The 15,834-nt window shown below is 44.5% G+C and carries 13 protein-coding genes and 1 tRNA gene; all 14 read right to left on the reverse strand.

Annotated elements, in window-relative coordinates; translation table 11 throughout:
• The coding region (locus tag WC639_05265) for an exonuclease domain-containing protein (GenBank protein ID MFA6307186.1) at positions 1-276 on the reverse strand (276 nt) is incomplete at its 3' end.
• 208 nt (positions 277-484) lie between these two features.
• On the reverse strand, positions 485-820 hold the full coding sequence (locus tag WC639_05270; protein ID MFA6307187.1) for an RNA-binding protein: 336 nt from the start codon (positions 818-820) through the stop codon (positions 485-487).
• Between the two features lie 161 nt (positions 821-981).
• Positions 982-1,317, reverse strand: coding sequence for a hypothetical protein (locus WC639_05275; protein ID MFA6307188.1), 336 nt, complete (start codon positions 1,315-1,317; stop codon positions 982-984).
• Between the two features lie 9 nt (positions 1,318-1,326).
• Positions 1,327-1,812: a hypothetical protein gene (locus tag WC639_05280; protein ID MFA6307189.1), complete on the reverse strand. Its 486-nt coding sequence runs from the start codon at positions 1,810-1,812 to the stop codon at positions 1,327-1,329.
• Positions 1,813-1,829: 17 nt separating this feature from the next.
• Positions 1,830-1,919 (reverse strand) — tRNA-Ser (locus tag WC639_05285).
• Between the two features lie 8 nt (positions 1,920-1,927).
• Positions 1,928-2,266 carry a hypothetical protein gene (locus tag WC639_05290; protein ID MFA6307190.1) on the reverse strand — a complete coding sequence of 113 codons (339 nt, stop codon included), beginning with the start codon at positions 2,264-2,266 and terminating at the stop codon, positions 1,928-1,930.
• 113 nt (positions 2,267-2,379) lie between these two features.
• Positions 2,380-4,269, reverse strand: a complete 1,890-nt coding sequence (locus WC639_05295) for a cohesin domain-containing protein (GenBank protein MFA6307191.1) — start codon at positions 4,267-4,269, stop codon at positions 2,380-2,382.
• Positions 4,230-5,138: a hypothetical protein gene (locus WC639_05300; GenBank protein ID MFA6307192.1), complete on the reverse strand. Its 909-nt coding sequence runs from the start codon at positions 5,136-5,138 to the stop codon at positions 4,230-4,232. Before WC639_05300 ends, WC639_05295 begins: the two co-directional genes overlap by 40 nt.
• Before the next feature lie 23 nt (positions 5,139-5,161).
• Positions 5,162-6,280 (reverse strand): dockerin type I repeat-containing protein, encoded by a 1,119-nt coding sequence (locus tag WC639_05305; GenBank protein ID MFA6307193.1) that lies wholly within the window; start codon positions 6,278-6,280, stop codon positions 5,162-5,164.
• 9 nt (positions 6,281-6,289) lie between these two features.
• Positions 6,290-6,898 carry a hypothetical protein gene (locus WC639_05310; protein ID MFA6307194.1) on the reverse strand — a complete coding sequence of 203 codons (609 nt, stop codon included), beginning with the start codon at positions 6,896-6,898 and terminating at the stop codon, positions 6,290-6,292.
• 78 nt (positions 6,899-6,976) lie between these two features.
• A complete protein-coding gene (locus WC639_05315; GenBank protein MFA6307195.1) occupies positions 6,977-7,501 on the reverse strand; it encodes a hypothetical protein in 525 nt (174 codons plus the stop codon).
• Between the two features lie 134 nt (positions 7,502-7,635).
• Positions 7,636-14,052: a hypothetical protein gene (locus WC639_05320; protein MFA6307196.1), complete on the reverse strand. Its 6,417-nt coding sequence runs from the start codon at positions 14,050-14,052 to the stop codon at positions 7,636-7,638.
• A gap of 13 nt (positions 14,053-14,065) precedes the next feature.
• Complete coding sequence (locus WC639_05325) at positions 14,066-14,395, reverse strand: nucleoside triphosphate pyrophosphohydrolase (protein ID MFA6307197.1); 330 nt, start codon at positions 14,393-14,395, stop codon at positions 14,066-14,068.
• Positions 14,379-15,834: O-antigen ligase family protein (locus tag WC639_05330; protein ID MFA6307198.1), on the reverse strand; the 1,456-nt coding region annotated here is incomplete at its 5' end. The genes WC639_05325 and WC639_05330, both read right to left, overlap by 17 nt.

Consider the following 15,834-nt stretch of genomic DNA (forward strand, 5'->3'; position numbering starts at 1 on the left):
TTTATCTTTAAAAGTCGGCTGGTCTTTTATCTGATCATCGGAAATACCATGAACGGCGAATGCTTCGGCCGGAATCTTCATTTCCGGATTTAAAAACCAATCGCCTTTTAAAATTCTGTCGTCCGGCCTGCCTGCCGGACAGGCAGGCATTATTTTTAAATAAGCGATTTCCACGATTCTATCCAAATTAACCGACAGGCCGGTAGTTTCCAAATCAAAAATTACCAAAGGCTTAGCCAGAGAAATTAATTCGTTTATTTTTTTTATTTTGGGCATATAAAATTAGAGCAGTAAATTGGGTTAAATTTTTAAAATTTTCGTACGAGGACTGTCTGAGAACGAGTACTCTCGGTCGAGTTCCGCAGTAGAAAATTTTAAAAATCTAACCCAATCATGAATTTCATTATATCTTTATTCTACAACAATTTTTCAAATAAAAACACCCTCGATTGCTCGAGGGTGTTTTTTATGTGAAATAATCTTTTTACCAATTACTTCCACCACGGCTGCCTTGATTTCTGTCAAAGCTTCTGCCGCCGCCGTTACCACCGAAACTTCTTTTCGGTCTGTCTTCTTGAGGTCTAGCCTCATTGACAGTAACTGCGCGACCATCAAGCTCTTTGCCGTTGAACATGTCGATAGCGGCTGTCGCTTCTTCTTCCGTTGACATTTCAACGAAACCGAAACCTTTTGATCTGCCAGTCATCTTATCCATGATAACGATGGCTGAGACTACGGTGCCGGCCTGGGAAAAAGCATCTTTTAAACCGCCTTCGGTGGTTGAATAAGACAATCCACCTACGTATAATTTTTTGTTCATAACTTTTCTTACGCTTTTTAGGGATATTCTAAATCCCGTAATAATTAAATGTAAGTCGACTTTCTTTATTTTGCCTTTTTATTACGCTAAAAGCATAAGAAAAGTAAAATAACTCTTACAAAGGAAGTATAGCAGGAGTTGGCCTAAATGTCAAGCTTTGCTTAAATTAAATCTTTTACTTCTTCCATGATCTCCTCGGGCACGGCATTTCTTTTCGGGCTTACCCCCGGATAGCGCCAAACGCTGATAATTTTATATCTGGCGCCTTCCTTCTGATACATAGCCCAAATTTCCGAGCTCCAGGATTGTTTTTTCCGATTAACAGAAGACGGTTGCATAACCGCGGTCGTATTTTCGGCCACGCCTTCTTCTTTTCTCGCCGGCCTGCTTATAACTCGCAAGATTCTCTGCGCGCTTAACCCGTAATATTGCATTTTGCCGAGCGCATGGCCGGTCCAAAAATACCGCTCGTTATTTTTCGGAGCTTTAAATTGCATGATATTATTTTAGTTTCTCTTAATCGGCAAAGGCGAATTGACCATTTCTTCTAAAGTCTGCCGATAAATTTTATCCAGGCCGAGGCCGAGCCAATTATACCATTTCCAATGCCAGGTTACCGGTTCGCTATTAACTTCCAAACTTAATGTTTTGGGGTCAATTTTCCCGCCATATAAATTCCCGTTCGCGTAGACAGACCCCCTTATTAACTGCTCATCTAAAGAAAGCCGTATCTTTTTCGTCTTTAGCTCATCGCCGAAAAAACGATAGCAGAATTCCCCAAAATTCTTATTTAGATCGAATTTTTCATTATATTCTTTTTCTTGGAGCGCATAAGCCTGGCTTCTTATTCTTCGGGATAAAATAAACCCGTAATCAGAGTTTGTTTTATAAATAAAAACGGCCGTGGCCGTCAAAAAAATAAATATAACCAAAAATGTTAAAGGCAAAAAAACTAAAATAATCTTAAAAAAATTTTTATTGATTTCGGCCATAAAAAATTAAAAAATATTGGCGGTGGGATAGAGATTCGAACTCTAGATACCCTTTCGGATATACGACTTTTCGAGAGTCGCGCCTTCAACCGCTCGGCCATCCCACCAAATTCAATTACTTTAGCAATAACATCCCACTTATGGCAAGTAATAGCAGGACAAACAGGCTGGCTATGGTAGAAAACAGCATTTTTACTGCTTCTTTCTTCTGTCCATCCAAATAGAGTAAAATCGGCTTGCCTAAAACCAAAGAACCGGTTATGGTCGCCGATAAAACTAAAAGTAAGAGCATAACCACGCCAGTCATGGCATTATCCTCTTTGCCAAAAAATTTTTCGGCGTTGCTCATGAAAGCAACTACTAAAGAAACATAAGCTAATACGCCCAAAGAATTTAAAGCGCTTAGCATGATTAGTTTTGAGTTTTTTACTCGGTTAAAAATTTGGTTCATCATAATATTTTTGTTATGTTCCCCGCTTCCTAAAATTTTAGCGGGGTGAATAAATAATATTTTATGATTTAAAAGGGCCGGAAATAATCCGACCCTCCTTAAACCGTGATTAATGATTATTTTAAAGTTTCGTCCGTACCGCTAGTTTCTTCTCTTAAATAATTTTCAATTTTATCAAGATCTTTTTTGCATTGTTCTATAATCCTTTCTTCTCTCCCTCCGATAAATTTACGCCCTTCCCTGATTTCTTCTAATACCGCAATCAATTTCTGAGTATCTTTTTTAGATTTTTCTAATTCTTTTCTAAGAGTCCTTTTAACTTCACGTATTTCCTTGGCGGCTTTTATTTTTAATTTGGAAAATTTATGCCAACTGTACCAAAGCAATAAGGCTAGAAGAATTAATAAAGCAATAAACGGAATGAATAAAGTTAAAAATTTAATCGCCCATGATCCGGCCTCATAAAGCTTATCGCCTAAGCCGGCGATGATTGATTTCTTAACAACAATCGTTACCTTCTCCGAAAAATTATTAAGACCGCTTTCTTCATTAACCGCTGTTGCGAAAAAGTGTTCTCCTTCTTTATCAACCGCGGCGGCCCAAAGATGATAAATGCCCTTAATAAGGTCCGCTTTGTTAAACGTAAACTTCCCCGACTCATCGCTTCGGCTTAAATATCTTTGCGGCTCCTCTTTATCTTTTTGCAGCCAAATTGCTATGTCTGAATCTAAATAAATCGTTTTGCCAACGACTGTAAGCGTTTCGCCAACGGCCAGCTGGTGCGGATAATCAATGATTTCCGGGGCCGTAATCGGCTTAATAATAAATTTATCTTCGGCACTCGTAAAATTCCCGGCTTTATCAAAAGCCGTAACTTTAATTTGCTGCTCGCCTAAAGGCAATGACCGCAAGGTATATACATTATTAGCCCCAATTTCAGCGGGATAAACTTTAAGCGGATCTTTGCTTCCGCATTCTATCGAATAATAATCAATCCCCGATAAGGCGTCAGCGGCATTAAAGACAATATTTATCTGCGGCTGGCCGGATTCTTTACCGTCAATAAATTCTATGGTAAAAGGCGCGGGCGGCTCGGTATCGATTTGCAAACGAAAATGAGACGTCTCCCCCCAGCCGCTTTGATTGCGTAATTTAATATGAAAGTACCAAATGCCGTTTTCAATATTTTCATAAGATTTGGAATTTAAAAAACCATCCGAAACCGAACTAAGATTTGAAGTTGGGCTTTCGCTTAAATAAATGCTCGCGCCATTCGTGCCTGCCGGCGATTCCCAAGAAATTTCCGGATTATTATTAGCATACCATTTTTCCTGGTCAGGATGAGTTGAAGAAAAAACCTTTGGCGCCGCCGGAATTTTACTTTCTTTCGCCGCGGGCTTTTCTTCTTCGGTGGCGGCGGGTTGAATAGGGGCCGGCTCCTTAACGGCCGGAGGCGGTTCTTTATCGGCCGGATTAGTAATGCTAAATTTAGCACTGCCTAAACTATTTAAAACATTGCTCCCCATACCGTCGTTAGCTAAAATTGAGCCGGAAAAAAAAATCAAATTAGCTTGCCCGCTGGCTTTAGTTTTAAAATTAATAGTAATAATTTTTCCGCCTGAACCGCTAAATCCGGGATTCATGACAATGCCCTCAAAATTAACCGAACCAGTGGTATTGGAAAAAGCCGGTTCCTGCACCCATAAACTAAAAATTGAACCGCTCTTAGAAAGCGAGGTAACTTCTAACTTATCGGCCGGAAAAGAAATAACCCCGGAAGCGGCGTTCATGGCTTGGTCGGGGCTGGAAACAAAAACGCTTAGGGAAAAAGTTTTATTGATTTCGTAACTGCCGCTAGACGGCGATAAATACAGGCTGGCGGCGCCGGCCGCTTTTGCTCCGCTAAAAAAAACCAAAGCCAGGCCGATTACCGCTAAAAATAATTTAAAATAGCTTAAACGTTTATTTAGTAAAGCGAATTTTTCTTCCTCCTTAATATTTTCCATAAAATATAAGCGGTTAAACCTGATATTATTATAACATAAAATAAATAATTTTCATACCATAATAAAGGATGTTTTGGCGGGATTATTTCTATTTTTTCATTTCCGTTTAAATCAACCGCTTTGATAAAAATATAGCTTTTTAACTCTTGGTCGGCTAAAAGATGCGGGCTGGAGGCTTCCTGCCAGCCAGCAAAGAGCGAAAAGAATTTCTGCCTTAGCTCGCGCACTTCATACCTGGCCATGCCCGAACCTTTGTCCTGGGTAGCAAAGGCTAAAAAATATTTACCATTAAATATATTCGGGTCTTTGGCGATTTCCGGCCGGAAACTTTCCGGCGGTAAAGTATCGCTAACTTCAATGCCAATCGGTTTTTCTGACGATATAACTTCGGAAATTACTATATTTAAAGGCAAAATATCTAAAGAAGCGGCCGATCCTTGCCCGTCGTTTAATAAAACGCTGGCCTGGGAAATTTCTAAAACGGCTGCTCCGCTGACGGCAGGTTCAAAAATCATCGAAAAAATCAAACCATTTTCAACCATAACGCCGCCCGGGGTAATGCCGGAAAAAATAATATTGCCGGTTAAATCTTCTTGCGGTTTTTTAATCCAAAAATTAACGATTGAATTGCCGTCTTGTATTTTTTTTAATTTTAACAATTTTTCTGGAAAAACTATTTTGCCTTCAAGAGCGTTTATACTTTCTTCCTTGGCATTTAATAATAAATCAACTTGAAATTGCCGGCCAACTTCTATTTTTAAAACCGGCGAGGCTAGCTTTAGCTCCGCGGCTTGCGCTATGGGAGAAAAAAAAGAAAACAAAAAAACAGAAAACAAAAATAAATTTTTTAATTTTATAAATTTAATCATTTGAATTTTTAAGTTTCTTAAAACTACCCGGTCCAATTGTACGCCATAATGCTTAAATCAATTAAATCAACCTGGCCGTCGCCGTTTAAATCAACTTTCGCCGGCGGCGATGGCCGTTTATACCAATACGCCATAATGGAAAAATCAATAAGATTCACGCGCCCGTCATTATTTAATTCTCCTTTAACGGCTGTTTTTTCATTTTCAGCCGTAACATTTTTTTCGCCAACGGCGAAACTGACCGCCTTGCTAAAAGAGCTGATCTCGCCGCTAGAAGCCGCTCTGGCTTTAGTAAAATGCTGGCCGACTTCTAAGGGCGAAGTATTAAAATTATATAAATATACGCCGTTAGCGTCGGTCTTAACATTGCCGAAAAATTCTTCATCCGAATGCACGGAAATGGTAATTTCGCCGCTAGAAACCGACTGCCCGAAAATCACGACGTTATCGCCTTGCTTCACCTCGCTTTTATCAACGGAGATCGTCGGCGCAATAAAAATACCACTCACATAAGTGGTGGCACCGGCGGCAACGTTCGTGGGGAAAGATAAAAGTGATGAACGGATCCCCTTATAATCTTCGCTATAGAGTGAAAAAATATAACTTCCGGCGGTTAGGCCGCTAAGAGTCATCTGAAAATTAGCATTGGCGCCGGCAATAGTTGTGGCCGCAACCTGCGCGTCTTTTAAAAGCGTGACTGTGCTCCTGGGATAGGCTCGTCCGGAGAATATAACGCTGGTTACCGGCGCCACATAACCCGAACCGCCTCCTCCGCCACCACCTCCGCCGCTCGGCGGGCAAGCTCCGCAATCAGCCGGGCAGCTGCCGCAGCTTTCCGAACCGTTGCAGGAAGCGTCGCCGCAAGATGGTCCCGGAGGGCAGGCCGAAGTATCAAATTCGCAAGCTGGAGTGCAATCAAGTTCTCCAGCGCCATAGCCCAAGCTCACGCAAGATTGGCCGCCTAAATCACCGTTATCGCATTGCTCCCAGCCCTCTCTAACCTCGTCGCCGCAAACCAATATTTTTACCGTTATAACAACCGCGCTATTGTCAGCTAAAATATTTCTAACTAAAAAAGAAAAAATGACAATTAAAAAAATCACTATTAAAGAAAAACAAATTATCAAATAATTTTTTCTCATCCATCATTTTTAATTATTTTTTTTTAGGCCGACGCCGATGTTAAACGAAAAAAATCTACGGAACAAAGAGATGAAGATGGCGGCAAAAATAACCGCTAAAATAACATAGCTCCAAGGAGAATATTGTTTACAAAGCGATACGCCGCGATAATAAAGCCCGACAAAAATATTGGCCGGCGTAACCGTAAAATAAAGCTTGGCGGCCGCGGCCACGCCAACGCTCGTTGATCCGCCTACTCCGACTTTTTTAGAGGGAAACCCCTGTAAAAAAGCGAAATAATCACCAGGTTTAGCGCCGCTTACCGGCAAAGTTAACTTAACTTGAACGGTTTGCGACTGCTCGGGCTCTAAATGAAAATTCAGCGGTGAAAAGCTAAACCATTCTTTAGGCGGCACTAATTCCGGCTGTTTATCGCGGTATTGGACGCCGACTCCGTATTCGGACGGCTCGTCCCCGGTATTTATAACCGTTAGCGGAGGCAGAGTGTAAATTAATCCGGCTTTTAACGGCTGATCGACTTGAATCTTTCCCGTGCCGACGCCAACTCCGATTTTAGCCGAAACAAAAATCGGCAAAATTAATATTATCGCTCCACAAAATAAAATAAGTTTTTTCATAATTTAAATTAAAAGAATAGCCATTTAAGCCTTGCGCCTAAAAAATCCGATAAAACTATAAAACCGAGCGGAATTTTATTAGTTGGCGCTTGCCTGAAGAGTAACGGTTATGCTTTGCTCAACGAAAGAAGTCGGCGTTGCCGGAGTTAAAACTTGTAATTGAAAAGCCACGTCCTCGTCATAGGCTACGCTGGAATCAAGCGTTAAATAGCCGGTTGACATAGGATTAGCATCGTAGTTCGCCTGATCGGCAGGAACAGTACAGCCACCGGCAGTTTCATTACAAAATTTATGCATATAATTATTGCCCGTATTATTCGCGTTGCTTAATGTCCAACCGGTAGAATCGGAAGAGCTAAGCTCAAAACTGGATTCGGCGCCGCCATTATGGCCGGTTATGCCGACTCCGCCCCAAAGATTCACGGTGCTTGACGCGGTGTTAACGGCTACGCTTCCATAAGCAAAGCTTGCTTGGTCAAGAGTGACTGAAGCATACGCCACCGTAACGGTTGCCGTAACCGTATCGGTTGCCGCGCTGGCTAAACCCGCGACCGCCATGCCGACTAAAGCGACTAAAGAAATTAAAGAAAAAAATTGTTTCATAGAAAATTAAATATTAGTTATTTATTTAATTATATTAAAATTAATTAATTAATCAATTTTACTTATCCACACGTCTATATAATAACATATTTTTGCCATTATACAAAATGGTAAAAAATAAAATTCCTCATAGCTTATGGCTCTGATGCTTGAATAGTAACCGCAGCGCTTTGAGTGCTAGTATCGGTTGGCGCTGCCGGAGTCGTAATTTCCAATTGAAAAACAACCGTGCCATCCGCGGCCACGCTGGATTTTAATAAAGCCGGACTGGCGGTCAGAGCGCTATAATTAGTCGGCGGAGACGTGCAGTTATTATCCGTATCATTGCAAAATTTATGTATATAATTATTGCTCGTATTATTAGCGGCCAGAGTCCAGCCGCTGCCCGAACCCGTAGAATTCGCGCCGTAAATATCAAAATCAGCGATCGCGCTGCCATTAGTCGCGGTTATACCCGCCCCGCCCCAAAGACTTAAAGTGCTTGAGGCGGCATTAACATCAATTGTCCCATAAGCAAAACTTGACTGGTCAAGAGTTATGGAAACGACGGCCGTGGCGGTCTCCACCCAACTAAAACTCACCATGGCAAAACTCCAGACATTGACGGAATTTGTGGTGGTCGGACCGGAAGCGGTAGTATTTAAACTCAACCGCATTTTGTTGTTAACCGTATCAATATAATCTTCCGGATTAACCATATAGCCGTGAGCTCCGACAGCATTGGATAGAGTGCCGGCGCTGGCCACCGGATCGGTATAGGTCATGCCATAAGTCGGGGCGGCGCCAATCAAGCTTCGACCGCCGATTGTGCCGGTTAAACCGGAATAATCCCTAATCGCCATCTGGACTGTTCCGGCTGATCCGCTCATAGCCTGACCGGCCCAGAGAATGCCGGTAACAGCCGAATTAGCGGGAACAGTAACGGAGAATCCGATATGGGCTGAACCGGCTTCTTCGACGTTCACATCGCCGTCATTATCTCGAGCGTAGTAAGGATCAGCGAAATTAGTGGATTCATCTTTGGTTTGAATATTCCAAGCATTTCTGCCACCAGCGATATTATCGATATCTCTGGTGCCGGTGCAATCATTATCTCCAAAACTGTCATCAGTTCTTAGGCCGTTGGAAATATCTCTTTTTTCTATCAGCCATTGGTTATCGCCCGGAGCCGTGCCATAGCCGGCGATAAACACATAAGAACCGTTAACCTCGATGGCATTGGGAATATCCTCGCCGCCGTCATCAGATTGAGTCTTGCCGTCGCTGCCAAATGCCGTAATCAGAGCGCCGGTGGTAATATCATATTTGTGAACAAGCCAGGTGCCGGTATTGGCGGTAGCGGTATTTGAAAAACCGGCGACATAGAGATAGGAGCTGTCAATAGTCAGACTGGTAATCCATCCCAGACGGGCCTCGGGATTAAATTGAATGATGCCATCAGTATCAAAAGCCGTAACTAAGGCGCCGGTGGCAATATCTCTTTTTTCAATGCGCCATTGATAATCGGTAGCGCTGACTCCATCAAAACCGCCCAAATAAATATATGAGCTATCAATCGCCATGGCATAGATTCTGTCAATATAGCCCGCTGGGTTGATTTGCATAATGCCGTCGCCGTCGAAAGCCCCGGCCGCGCATTCTCCGCCGCCGGCGCATAGAGCGCCGGTGGCTTTGTTTCTTTTCTCCACGCGCCACTGGATATTGCCGGCTTCATTGTCATAGCCGGAAATATAGAGATAATTATCATCAACTTTAATCCTTTGCGGCCGTTCATCGCCGGCTGCGGCCAGGGTTTCGCTGATAATGCCGTCGCCGTCAAAAGCCCCGGCCGCGCATTCTCCGCCGCCGGCGCATAGATTGCCGTCAGTAATATTATATTTATGGATCCGCCAAACGCCGGTATCATCGTCCTGAAAACCCGTAACATAAAGATAGTCCGCGTCAGCCGTCATGGAAGTAATAGCGTCAACATCAGCATTTAGATTGGTTTGAATAATGCCGTCAGTATCGAAAGCCGTCATTAAAGAACCGTCGGTAATGCTTCTTTTTTCAATGCGCCACTGGCCGGCGCCGGTAACCGTATCATAGCCGCCAAAAAAAATAGCGTCCGAGCTGGAAGCGATGGCTAGAATCTGGTCGGCGCCGGTTGACGGGTCGCTGGTAACAACGCCGTCGGCATCAAAAGCCGTGACTAATTCCCCGTCAGACAGATTTCTTTTTTCCATGCGCCATTCATTGTCAACGCCCGAAGAATCAAAGCCTGCCAGATATACATACGCGCCGTCAATCTTCATGGCTTCAATGCGGTCGGAGCCCGGGGCCGAAGGATTAGAGGCGATGCGGCCGGCGGTATTTGAGCCGAAAGAAATCTCACAGTCGCTAGCATTGGTGTTGGTCGTGCCCAGCATGATATACATATGGTCTAATTGCAGATAGGTGGCGGAGGTAGTCAAGGCATAAACGCCAACCCAAATTTCATTTGAGCTGTTGATGTAGTTAGAAATAGTAATGTTGTTTTTGGCGAAATTGTTGAAATAGTTGGTGGTGGAGCAATCCATGGTGGAAGAAATATCTTCCCAGGTATCATCGCCCGTATCGGCCGTGCCATGAAAATTTCTGAGTTTAAAACGATATTTTAGGTCAGCGGTGGCGACCGAACAGGCGGAATCAGCATTAACTAGAATGGTATTCATGCCGGTGTAGGTTTTGATGTTTTTGAATTTTAGATAGAAGTCGGCAATTTCATCACCTCCGGTGTCTCCCTGGACTTGAAGATAGAGAGCATCGCCGGTGGTGGTCTGCTGGGCCACGGCCGTGTTGCCGGTCATTCTTAATCCGGAATAATGGCCGGCGACGGTACCGCCAGAATCTTGGGCGAATTCGGCCGGAAAATATGTCGGGTCAATAATGGCGTGAACTCTTAGATAGTCAATAGAAACGTAAGAGGCGGTATCGGCGGTAGTATAATAGCGGAATTTCATTTGGTTGGAGCCGTTAATGAAATTGGCCAGCGGGGTATTAATCGGCGTACCGCCGGTCGTGCCGGTTGACCAGTAGCCGTTGTAGATATGCCATTGGAAGGCTACGCCGGCATTGGTGTTTAAGCCGACCGCTACTTGGGAAGCGTTTTTAGTATTCAAAGTTCGCCAGCCGCCGCCGGTGCAATAATCATCAACCCCGGCGTCTACGTCGGTCGAGGATGACCAGTCGCAGACTTGGACTAAGAGGCCGATATCGGCATCCAGGTCAATCTCGGTTTGAATAATCATTTTGTTGGCGCCGTTGAGCTGGGCGCCGCCCACGTCTAGGTGGACTTCAACTCCATCGCCGTCGCCGGCCACCACCCAATGAAAATTATCATCAGCCAAAGTGCCTTTCCAGGAGCCGGTGTTAACGCCTTCGGCCACCGGAGCCGTAGCCGAAGTGATAGTGGTTTCCGCTCCCTTGATTAGCGTGCCGGATTCGGGGTTGAATTGGTAGGTTTTCGTCGGATGATTGGCGTCTTCAATCCAACTAAAACTCACCATGGCAAAATCCCAGACATTGACGGAATTGGTAGTGGCGGCGCCGGCCACCGTGGTATTTAAATTCAACCGCATTTTGTTGTTGACCGTATCAATATAATCTTCCGGATTAATCATGTAGCCGGGCGTGCCGCCGGCCGCGACTACGCCGCCGGTGGCGATGGGATCGGTATAAGCTAAAGCCGTAGTCAAGCTGGCGCCAATTAAACTTCGGCCGCCGATCGTGCCGGTTAAGCCGGAATAGTCTTTAACCGCATGCCTAACCGTGCCGGCTGATCCGCTCATAGCTCGTCCGGCCCAGAGAATACCGGTAACCGCGGAGCTAGGCGGAACCGTCACGGAAAAACCGATGTTGGCCGAACCGGCTCCTTCCACTACTCCGTCGCCGTCATTGTCCCAAGCGTAGAAAGTATGAGAAAAATCAGTGGATTCGTTTTCAGTTTGGATATTCCAAGTGTTTCGCCCGCCGGCCGATGTATCAAGATTTCTGGTGCCGGTGCAATCATTGGAACTAAAACTATCGTTAGTCCTTAAGCCATCGCCGATATTTCTTTTTTCCAACAGCCATTGGTTGTCGCCCGGAGCCGTACCATAACCGGCAATAAACACATACGAATCATTAACCGCGATGGCATTGGGCCGGTCGTCGCCGCCGTCTTCGGATTTAACTGTGCCGTCGTTAGAAAAATTAGCTTCCAATAGGCCAGTGGTTTTATTTATTTTTTCAACCACCCAGATACCGGCATCATCATCTTGAAAACCGGCAACATAGAGATAAGTGCCGTCAACGGTTAAATCAGTCACCCAATCCAAATCATTAGAAATAAAATCAGCCTGAATAATGCCGTCATCGCTAAAAGCCGTAACTAAAGCGCCGTCGGCAATATCTCTTTTCTCAATGCGCCATTGGCCGGTACCGGCGGCATAATCAAGGCCGCCCAAATAAATATATGAGCTATCAACTGTCATAGCGTAGATTCTATCTATGCCGACCGAAGGATTGGTTTGCATAATGCCGTCGGTATCAAACGCCCCGGCCGCGCATTCTCCGCCGCCGGCACATAAGGCGCCGGTGGTTTTGTTCCTTTTTTCCAGCCGCCACTGGATATTGCCGGCTTCATTGTCATAGCCGGAAATATAGAGATAATTATCATCAACTTTAATCCTTTGCGGCCGTTCATCGCCGGCCGCGGCCAGGGTTTCGCTGATAATGCCGTCATCGTCAAAAGCCGTAACTAAGGCGCCGGTGGTGATATCGTATTTATGGATCAGCCAAACGCCGGTATCATCGTCTTGAAAACCCGTAACGTAAAGATAGTCCGCGTCAGCCGTCATAGAAGTAATCTGATCCATGTCAGCGGCCGGGTTGTACTGAATAATGCCATCATCGTCAAAAGCCGTCATTAAAGAGCCGTCGGTAATGCTTCTTTTTTCAATCCGCCATTGGCCGGCGCCGGTAACCGTATCATAGCCGCCAAAAAAAATAGCGTCCGAGCTGGAAGCGATGGCTAGAATCTGGTCGGCGCCGGTTGACGGGTCGCTGGTGATAATGCCGTCAGTATCAAAAGCCGTGACTAATTCTCCGTCGGACAAATTTCTTTTTTCCATGCGCCATTCATTGTCAATACCCGAAGAATCAAAGCCGGCCAGATATACATACGCGCCGTCAATCTTCATGGCTTCAATGCGGTCAGAGCCCGGAGCCGAAGGATTAAAGGCAATGCGGCCGGCGGTATTTGAGCCGAAAGAAATTTCACAGTCGCCGGAGTCGGTATTGGTCGTGCCCAGCATGATATACATATGGTCTAACCGCAGATAGGTGGCGGAGGTAGCCAAGGCATACATGCCAATCCAAATTTCATTTGAGCTGTTGATGTAATTAGCGATAGTAATATTGTTTTTGGCAAAATTATCAAAATAATCGGTAACGGAACAATCGCGAACAGAGGAAAAATCTTCCCAAACATCGTCGCCAACATCGGCCGTGCCTTGAAAATTTCTGATTTTAAAACGGTATTGCAGTCCGGCGGTGGCGGCCGAACAGGAAGCATCGGTATTAATGACAATGGTGTTCATGCCGTCGTAAGTTTCAATGTTTTTAAATTTTAAATAAAAATCAGCGGCCGCGGCGGCGCCGGGAACCTGAAAATAGAAAGCGTCGCCGGTCGTAGTCTGCTGGGCCACGGCGGTATTGCCGGTCATTCTTAATCCGGAATAATGGCCGGCCGGGGTACCGCCGTCTATCTGGACGAACTCGGCCGGAAAATATGTCGGATCAATAATGGCGTGAACTCTTAAATAATCAATGGCGACTTGAGAGGCGGTATCGGCGGTAGTATAATAGCGGAATTTCATTTGGTTGGAGCCGTTGATAAAATTAGCCAGCGGGGTGTTAATCGGCGTGCCGCCGTCAGTGCCGGTTGACCAATAGCCGTTGTAAATATGCCATTGGAAAGCCACGCCCGCGTTAGTATTTAAACCAACTGCTGTTTGAGAAGCATTTTTAGTATTTAGAGTCCGCCAGCCGCCGCCGGTGCAGTAATCGTCAACCCCGGCATCTACGTCAGTAGAAGAGGACCAATCGCAGATTTGGACCAACAGGCCGATGTCGGCGTCAAGGTCAATTTCGGTTTGAATAATCATTTTGTTGGCGCCGTTTAGCTGGGCGCCGCCCACATCTAGATGGACTTCAACTCCGTCGCCGTCGCCGGCCACGACCCAATGGAAATTATCATCAGCCAGAGTGCCTTTCCATGAGCCGGTATTAACGCCTTCGGCCACCGGAGCCGTAGCCGAAGTGATGGCGATTTCCGCACCTTTTACCAAATTGCCTGATTCGGGGTTGAATTGGTAGGTGGCTAAAGCGGCTTTTGGCGCCACAGCCTGTTTTAATGTTTTCTCGCTGGTTTTTAATAAAGTCGCCGGCGAAGTATTAAAAACCAGCGACAAAATTAAAATCGCAGACACTAAAACCGCGCCTATAATAAAAAATTTTAAATTTTTTTTAATAACTTTTATCGGTGTCATGAAAAATTTATAATTAATTGCTAACACTCTCTAAAAATATTTTTTTTTCAAAACCACCGCGTTCAGTTTTACGCTGATTTTTTAATTTAATAATTTCTTCTTTATCCAAGCCGCAATTATCAATAATGGCATCAATAATCTCATAAACATCGCCGATTTCTTTCATTAGCTCTTTCTTATTTTTTCCGGCTTCGGCCGTTTCTTTGGCTTCTTCTTCTAATTTTCTAAACAATTCTTTCAGGTATTCTTCTTGCTCTAAAATCCTGATTCGCGGCTCGGCCTTGTCTCGCCTTATAATTTCCGGAATATTGTCGCGCACTAATTTGTTATAAATTTTTTCCATAATTTTTTTCTAAATTAATTAAACTCATCATGGCGGCCAGCAGCCAAAACATCGCGGCCAAATCATTTTTAAAATACGGCACGTCAACGATGCCATGGACGACAATCGCAACCATAGCACAGATTAATCCAATCACTAAATATTTATCTGTCATTGCGAGCGACCGGAGGGAGCGAAGCAATCTCTGGTTCGTAGCTTCTAACCGGGGATTGCTTCGGTCGCTAGCGCTCCCTCGCAATGACAAAGCTCCTAAATAAAAATATTTTCCGATTATCCAAATAAATAACAAAACGCCTGCCAAGCCTAGCTCACTCCAAAAATTTAAAACTATATTATGCGGATACAGATAAATTTCCAAAGGCTGCCAATGGGCCGTGCGGTAGGCTTCATTAAATACCAGTTTGCGCTGAGCGTCAGGATCTCTAGAATCTTTAATAAATATGCCTTGAGTATGGTATGGCGCTACCGCTGCCTGAAAATTAGCTAAACCGGCGCCGGTTAAGAGGCGGTCGTCTTTCAGCATTTTTAGGGTATCGGCCCAGCCGGCTTTTCTAATCTGGCCGGACTTATTGGCAAAAGTTATATTTTCAACCGCCAAATCTCTGGCCGGCTGATAAACCGCGATGCCGATTGTAGCTATAATTATTATCGCCAGCGTCGCCCATCTGATTTTTTTACCGGCCATCAAGCCAAAAGCCATCAAGCCAACCACCACGCCGAGTAAAGCGCCTTTTGATCTTGCAAAATAAATAGATAAAAGCGAAGCAATAATGGTTAATTTTATAAAAATAATTACTATTATGTCATTGCGAGCAAATAGAGATTGCTTCGTCGTCTCGCCTAAAGCTCGACTCCTCGCAATGACAGAAAAAAACCATCCCGTCATCACCAGAACAATCGGCCCTAAATACAGCCCGACCGCGTTAGGATAGCCGAAAAAAGAAACCACCCGCCGCGTGCTCGCGGCCGCCCATAAAGGATTACCGATTAACTGTCCGGTAATTTTCTGATAAATCGCGAGCGCCGATACGGCTAAAGCGCTTACCGCCAAAGCCCATAAAATTTTCTCTCTGCCTTTTTCGCCTTTCATTATATTCAGCGCCACTATAAACAATATCACCGGCTCAAAAAAATAGGCTTTAAAAATACCAAAAGAACTTGAGCTAAAGCCGGCTACGCCCGCGGCAGTAAAAGCAATTAATAACAATAAAACAATCTCCCAATCAAACGGATACCGAACTTTTATTTTTTTATCGCCTTTTTTAAAATTATTTAAAAAATTGCCTTTTACCCGGCTGAAATTTTTAACAGCCCAAACTAAAAATACCGCCCAGATCATAACTTCCAAAAGCGTGGACGGCAAGCCAAAAATATTAAACCTAATTAAATAAGCCGGCAGAGCTGCGATTAAAAGCATAACCGCCAGGTCTAGCCGGCGC

Source organism: Patescibacteria group bacterium (genome assembly GCA_041662965.1).
Classification (GTDB): Bacteria; Patescibacteriota; Patescibacteriia; order Patescibacteriales; family GWC2-42-12; genus JACPHD01.

Excerpts from the sequence above, each read along its gene's own strand:
- WC639_05270 (MFA6307187.1), bottom strand. The coding sequence starts at position 820 with ATGAACAAAAAATTATACGTAGGTGGATTGTCTTATTCAACCACCGAA.
- WC639_05275 (MFA6307188.1), bottom strand. The coding sequence starts at position 1,317 with ATGCAATTTAAAGCTCCGAAAAATAACGAGCGGTATTTTTGGACCGGC.
- WC639_05280 (MFA6307189.1), bottom strand. The coding sequence starts at position 1,812 with ATGGCCGAAATCAATAAAAATTTTTTTAAGATTATTTTAGTTTTTTTG.
- WC639_05290 (MFA6307190.1), bottom strand. The coding sequence starts at position 2,266 with ATGATGAACCAAATTTTTAACCGAGTAAAAAACTCAAAACTAATCATG.
- WC639_05295 (MFA6307191.1), bottom strand. The coding sequence starts at position 4,269 with ATGGAAAATATTAAGGAGGAAGAAAAATTCGCTTTACTAAATAAACGT.
- WC639_05300 (MFA6307192.1), bottom strand. The coding sequence starts at position 5,138 with ATGATTAAATTTATAAAATTAAAAAATTTATTTTTGTTTTCTGTTTTT.
- WC639_05305 (MFA6307193.1), bottom strand. The coding sequence starts at position 6,280 with ATGAGAAAAAATTATTTGATAATTTGTTTTTCTTTAATAGTGATTTTT.
- WC639_05310 (MFA6307194.1), bottom strand. The coding sequence starts at position 6,898 with ATGAAAAAACTTATTTTATTTTGTGGAGCGATAATATTAATTTTGCCG.
- WC639_05315 (MFA6307195.1), bottom strand. The coding sequence starts at position 7,501 with ATGAAACAATTTTTTTCTTTAATTTCTTTAGTCGCTTTAGTCGGCATG.
- WC639_05320 (MFA6307196.1), bottom strand. The coding sequence starts at position 14,052 with ATGACACCGATAAAAGTTATTAAAAAAAATTTAAAATTTTTTATTATA.
- WC639_05325 (MFA6307197.1), bottom strand. The coding sequence starts at position 14,395 with ATGGAAAAAATTTATAACAAATTAGTGCGCGACAATATTCCGGAAATT.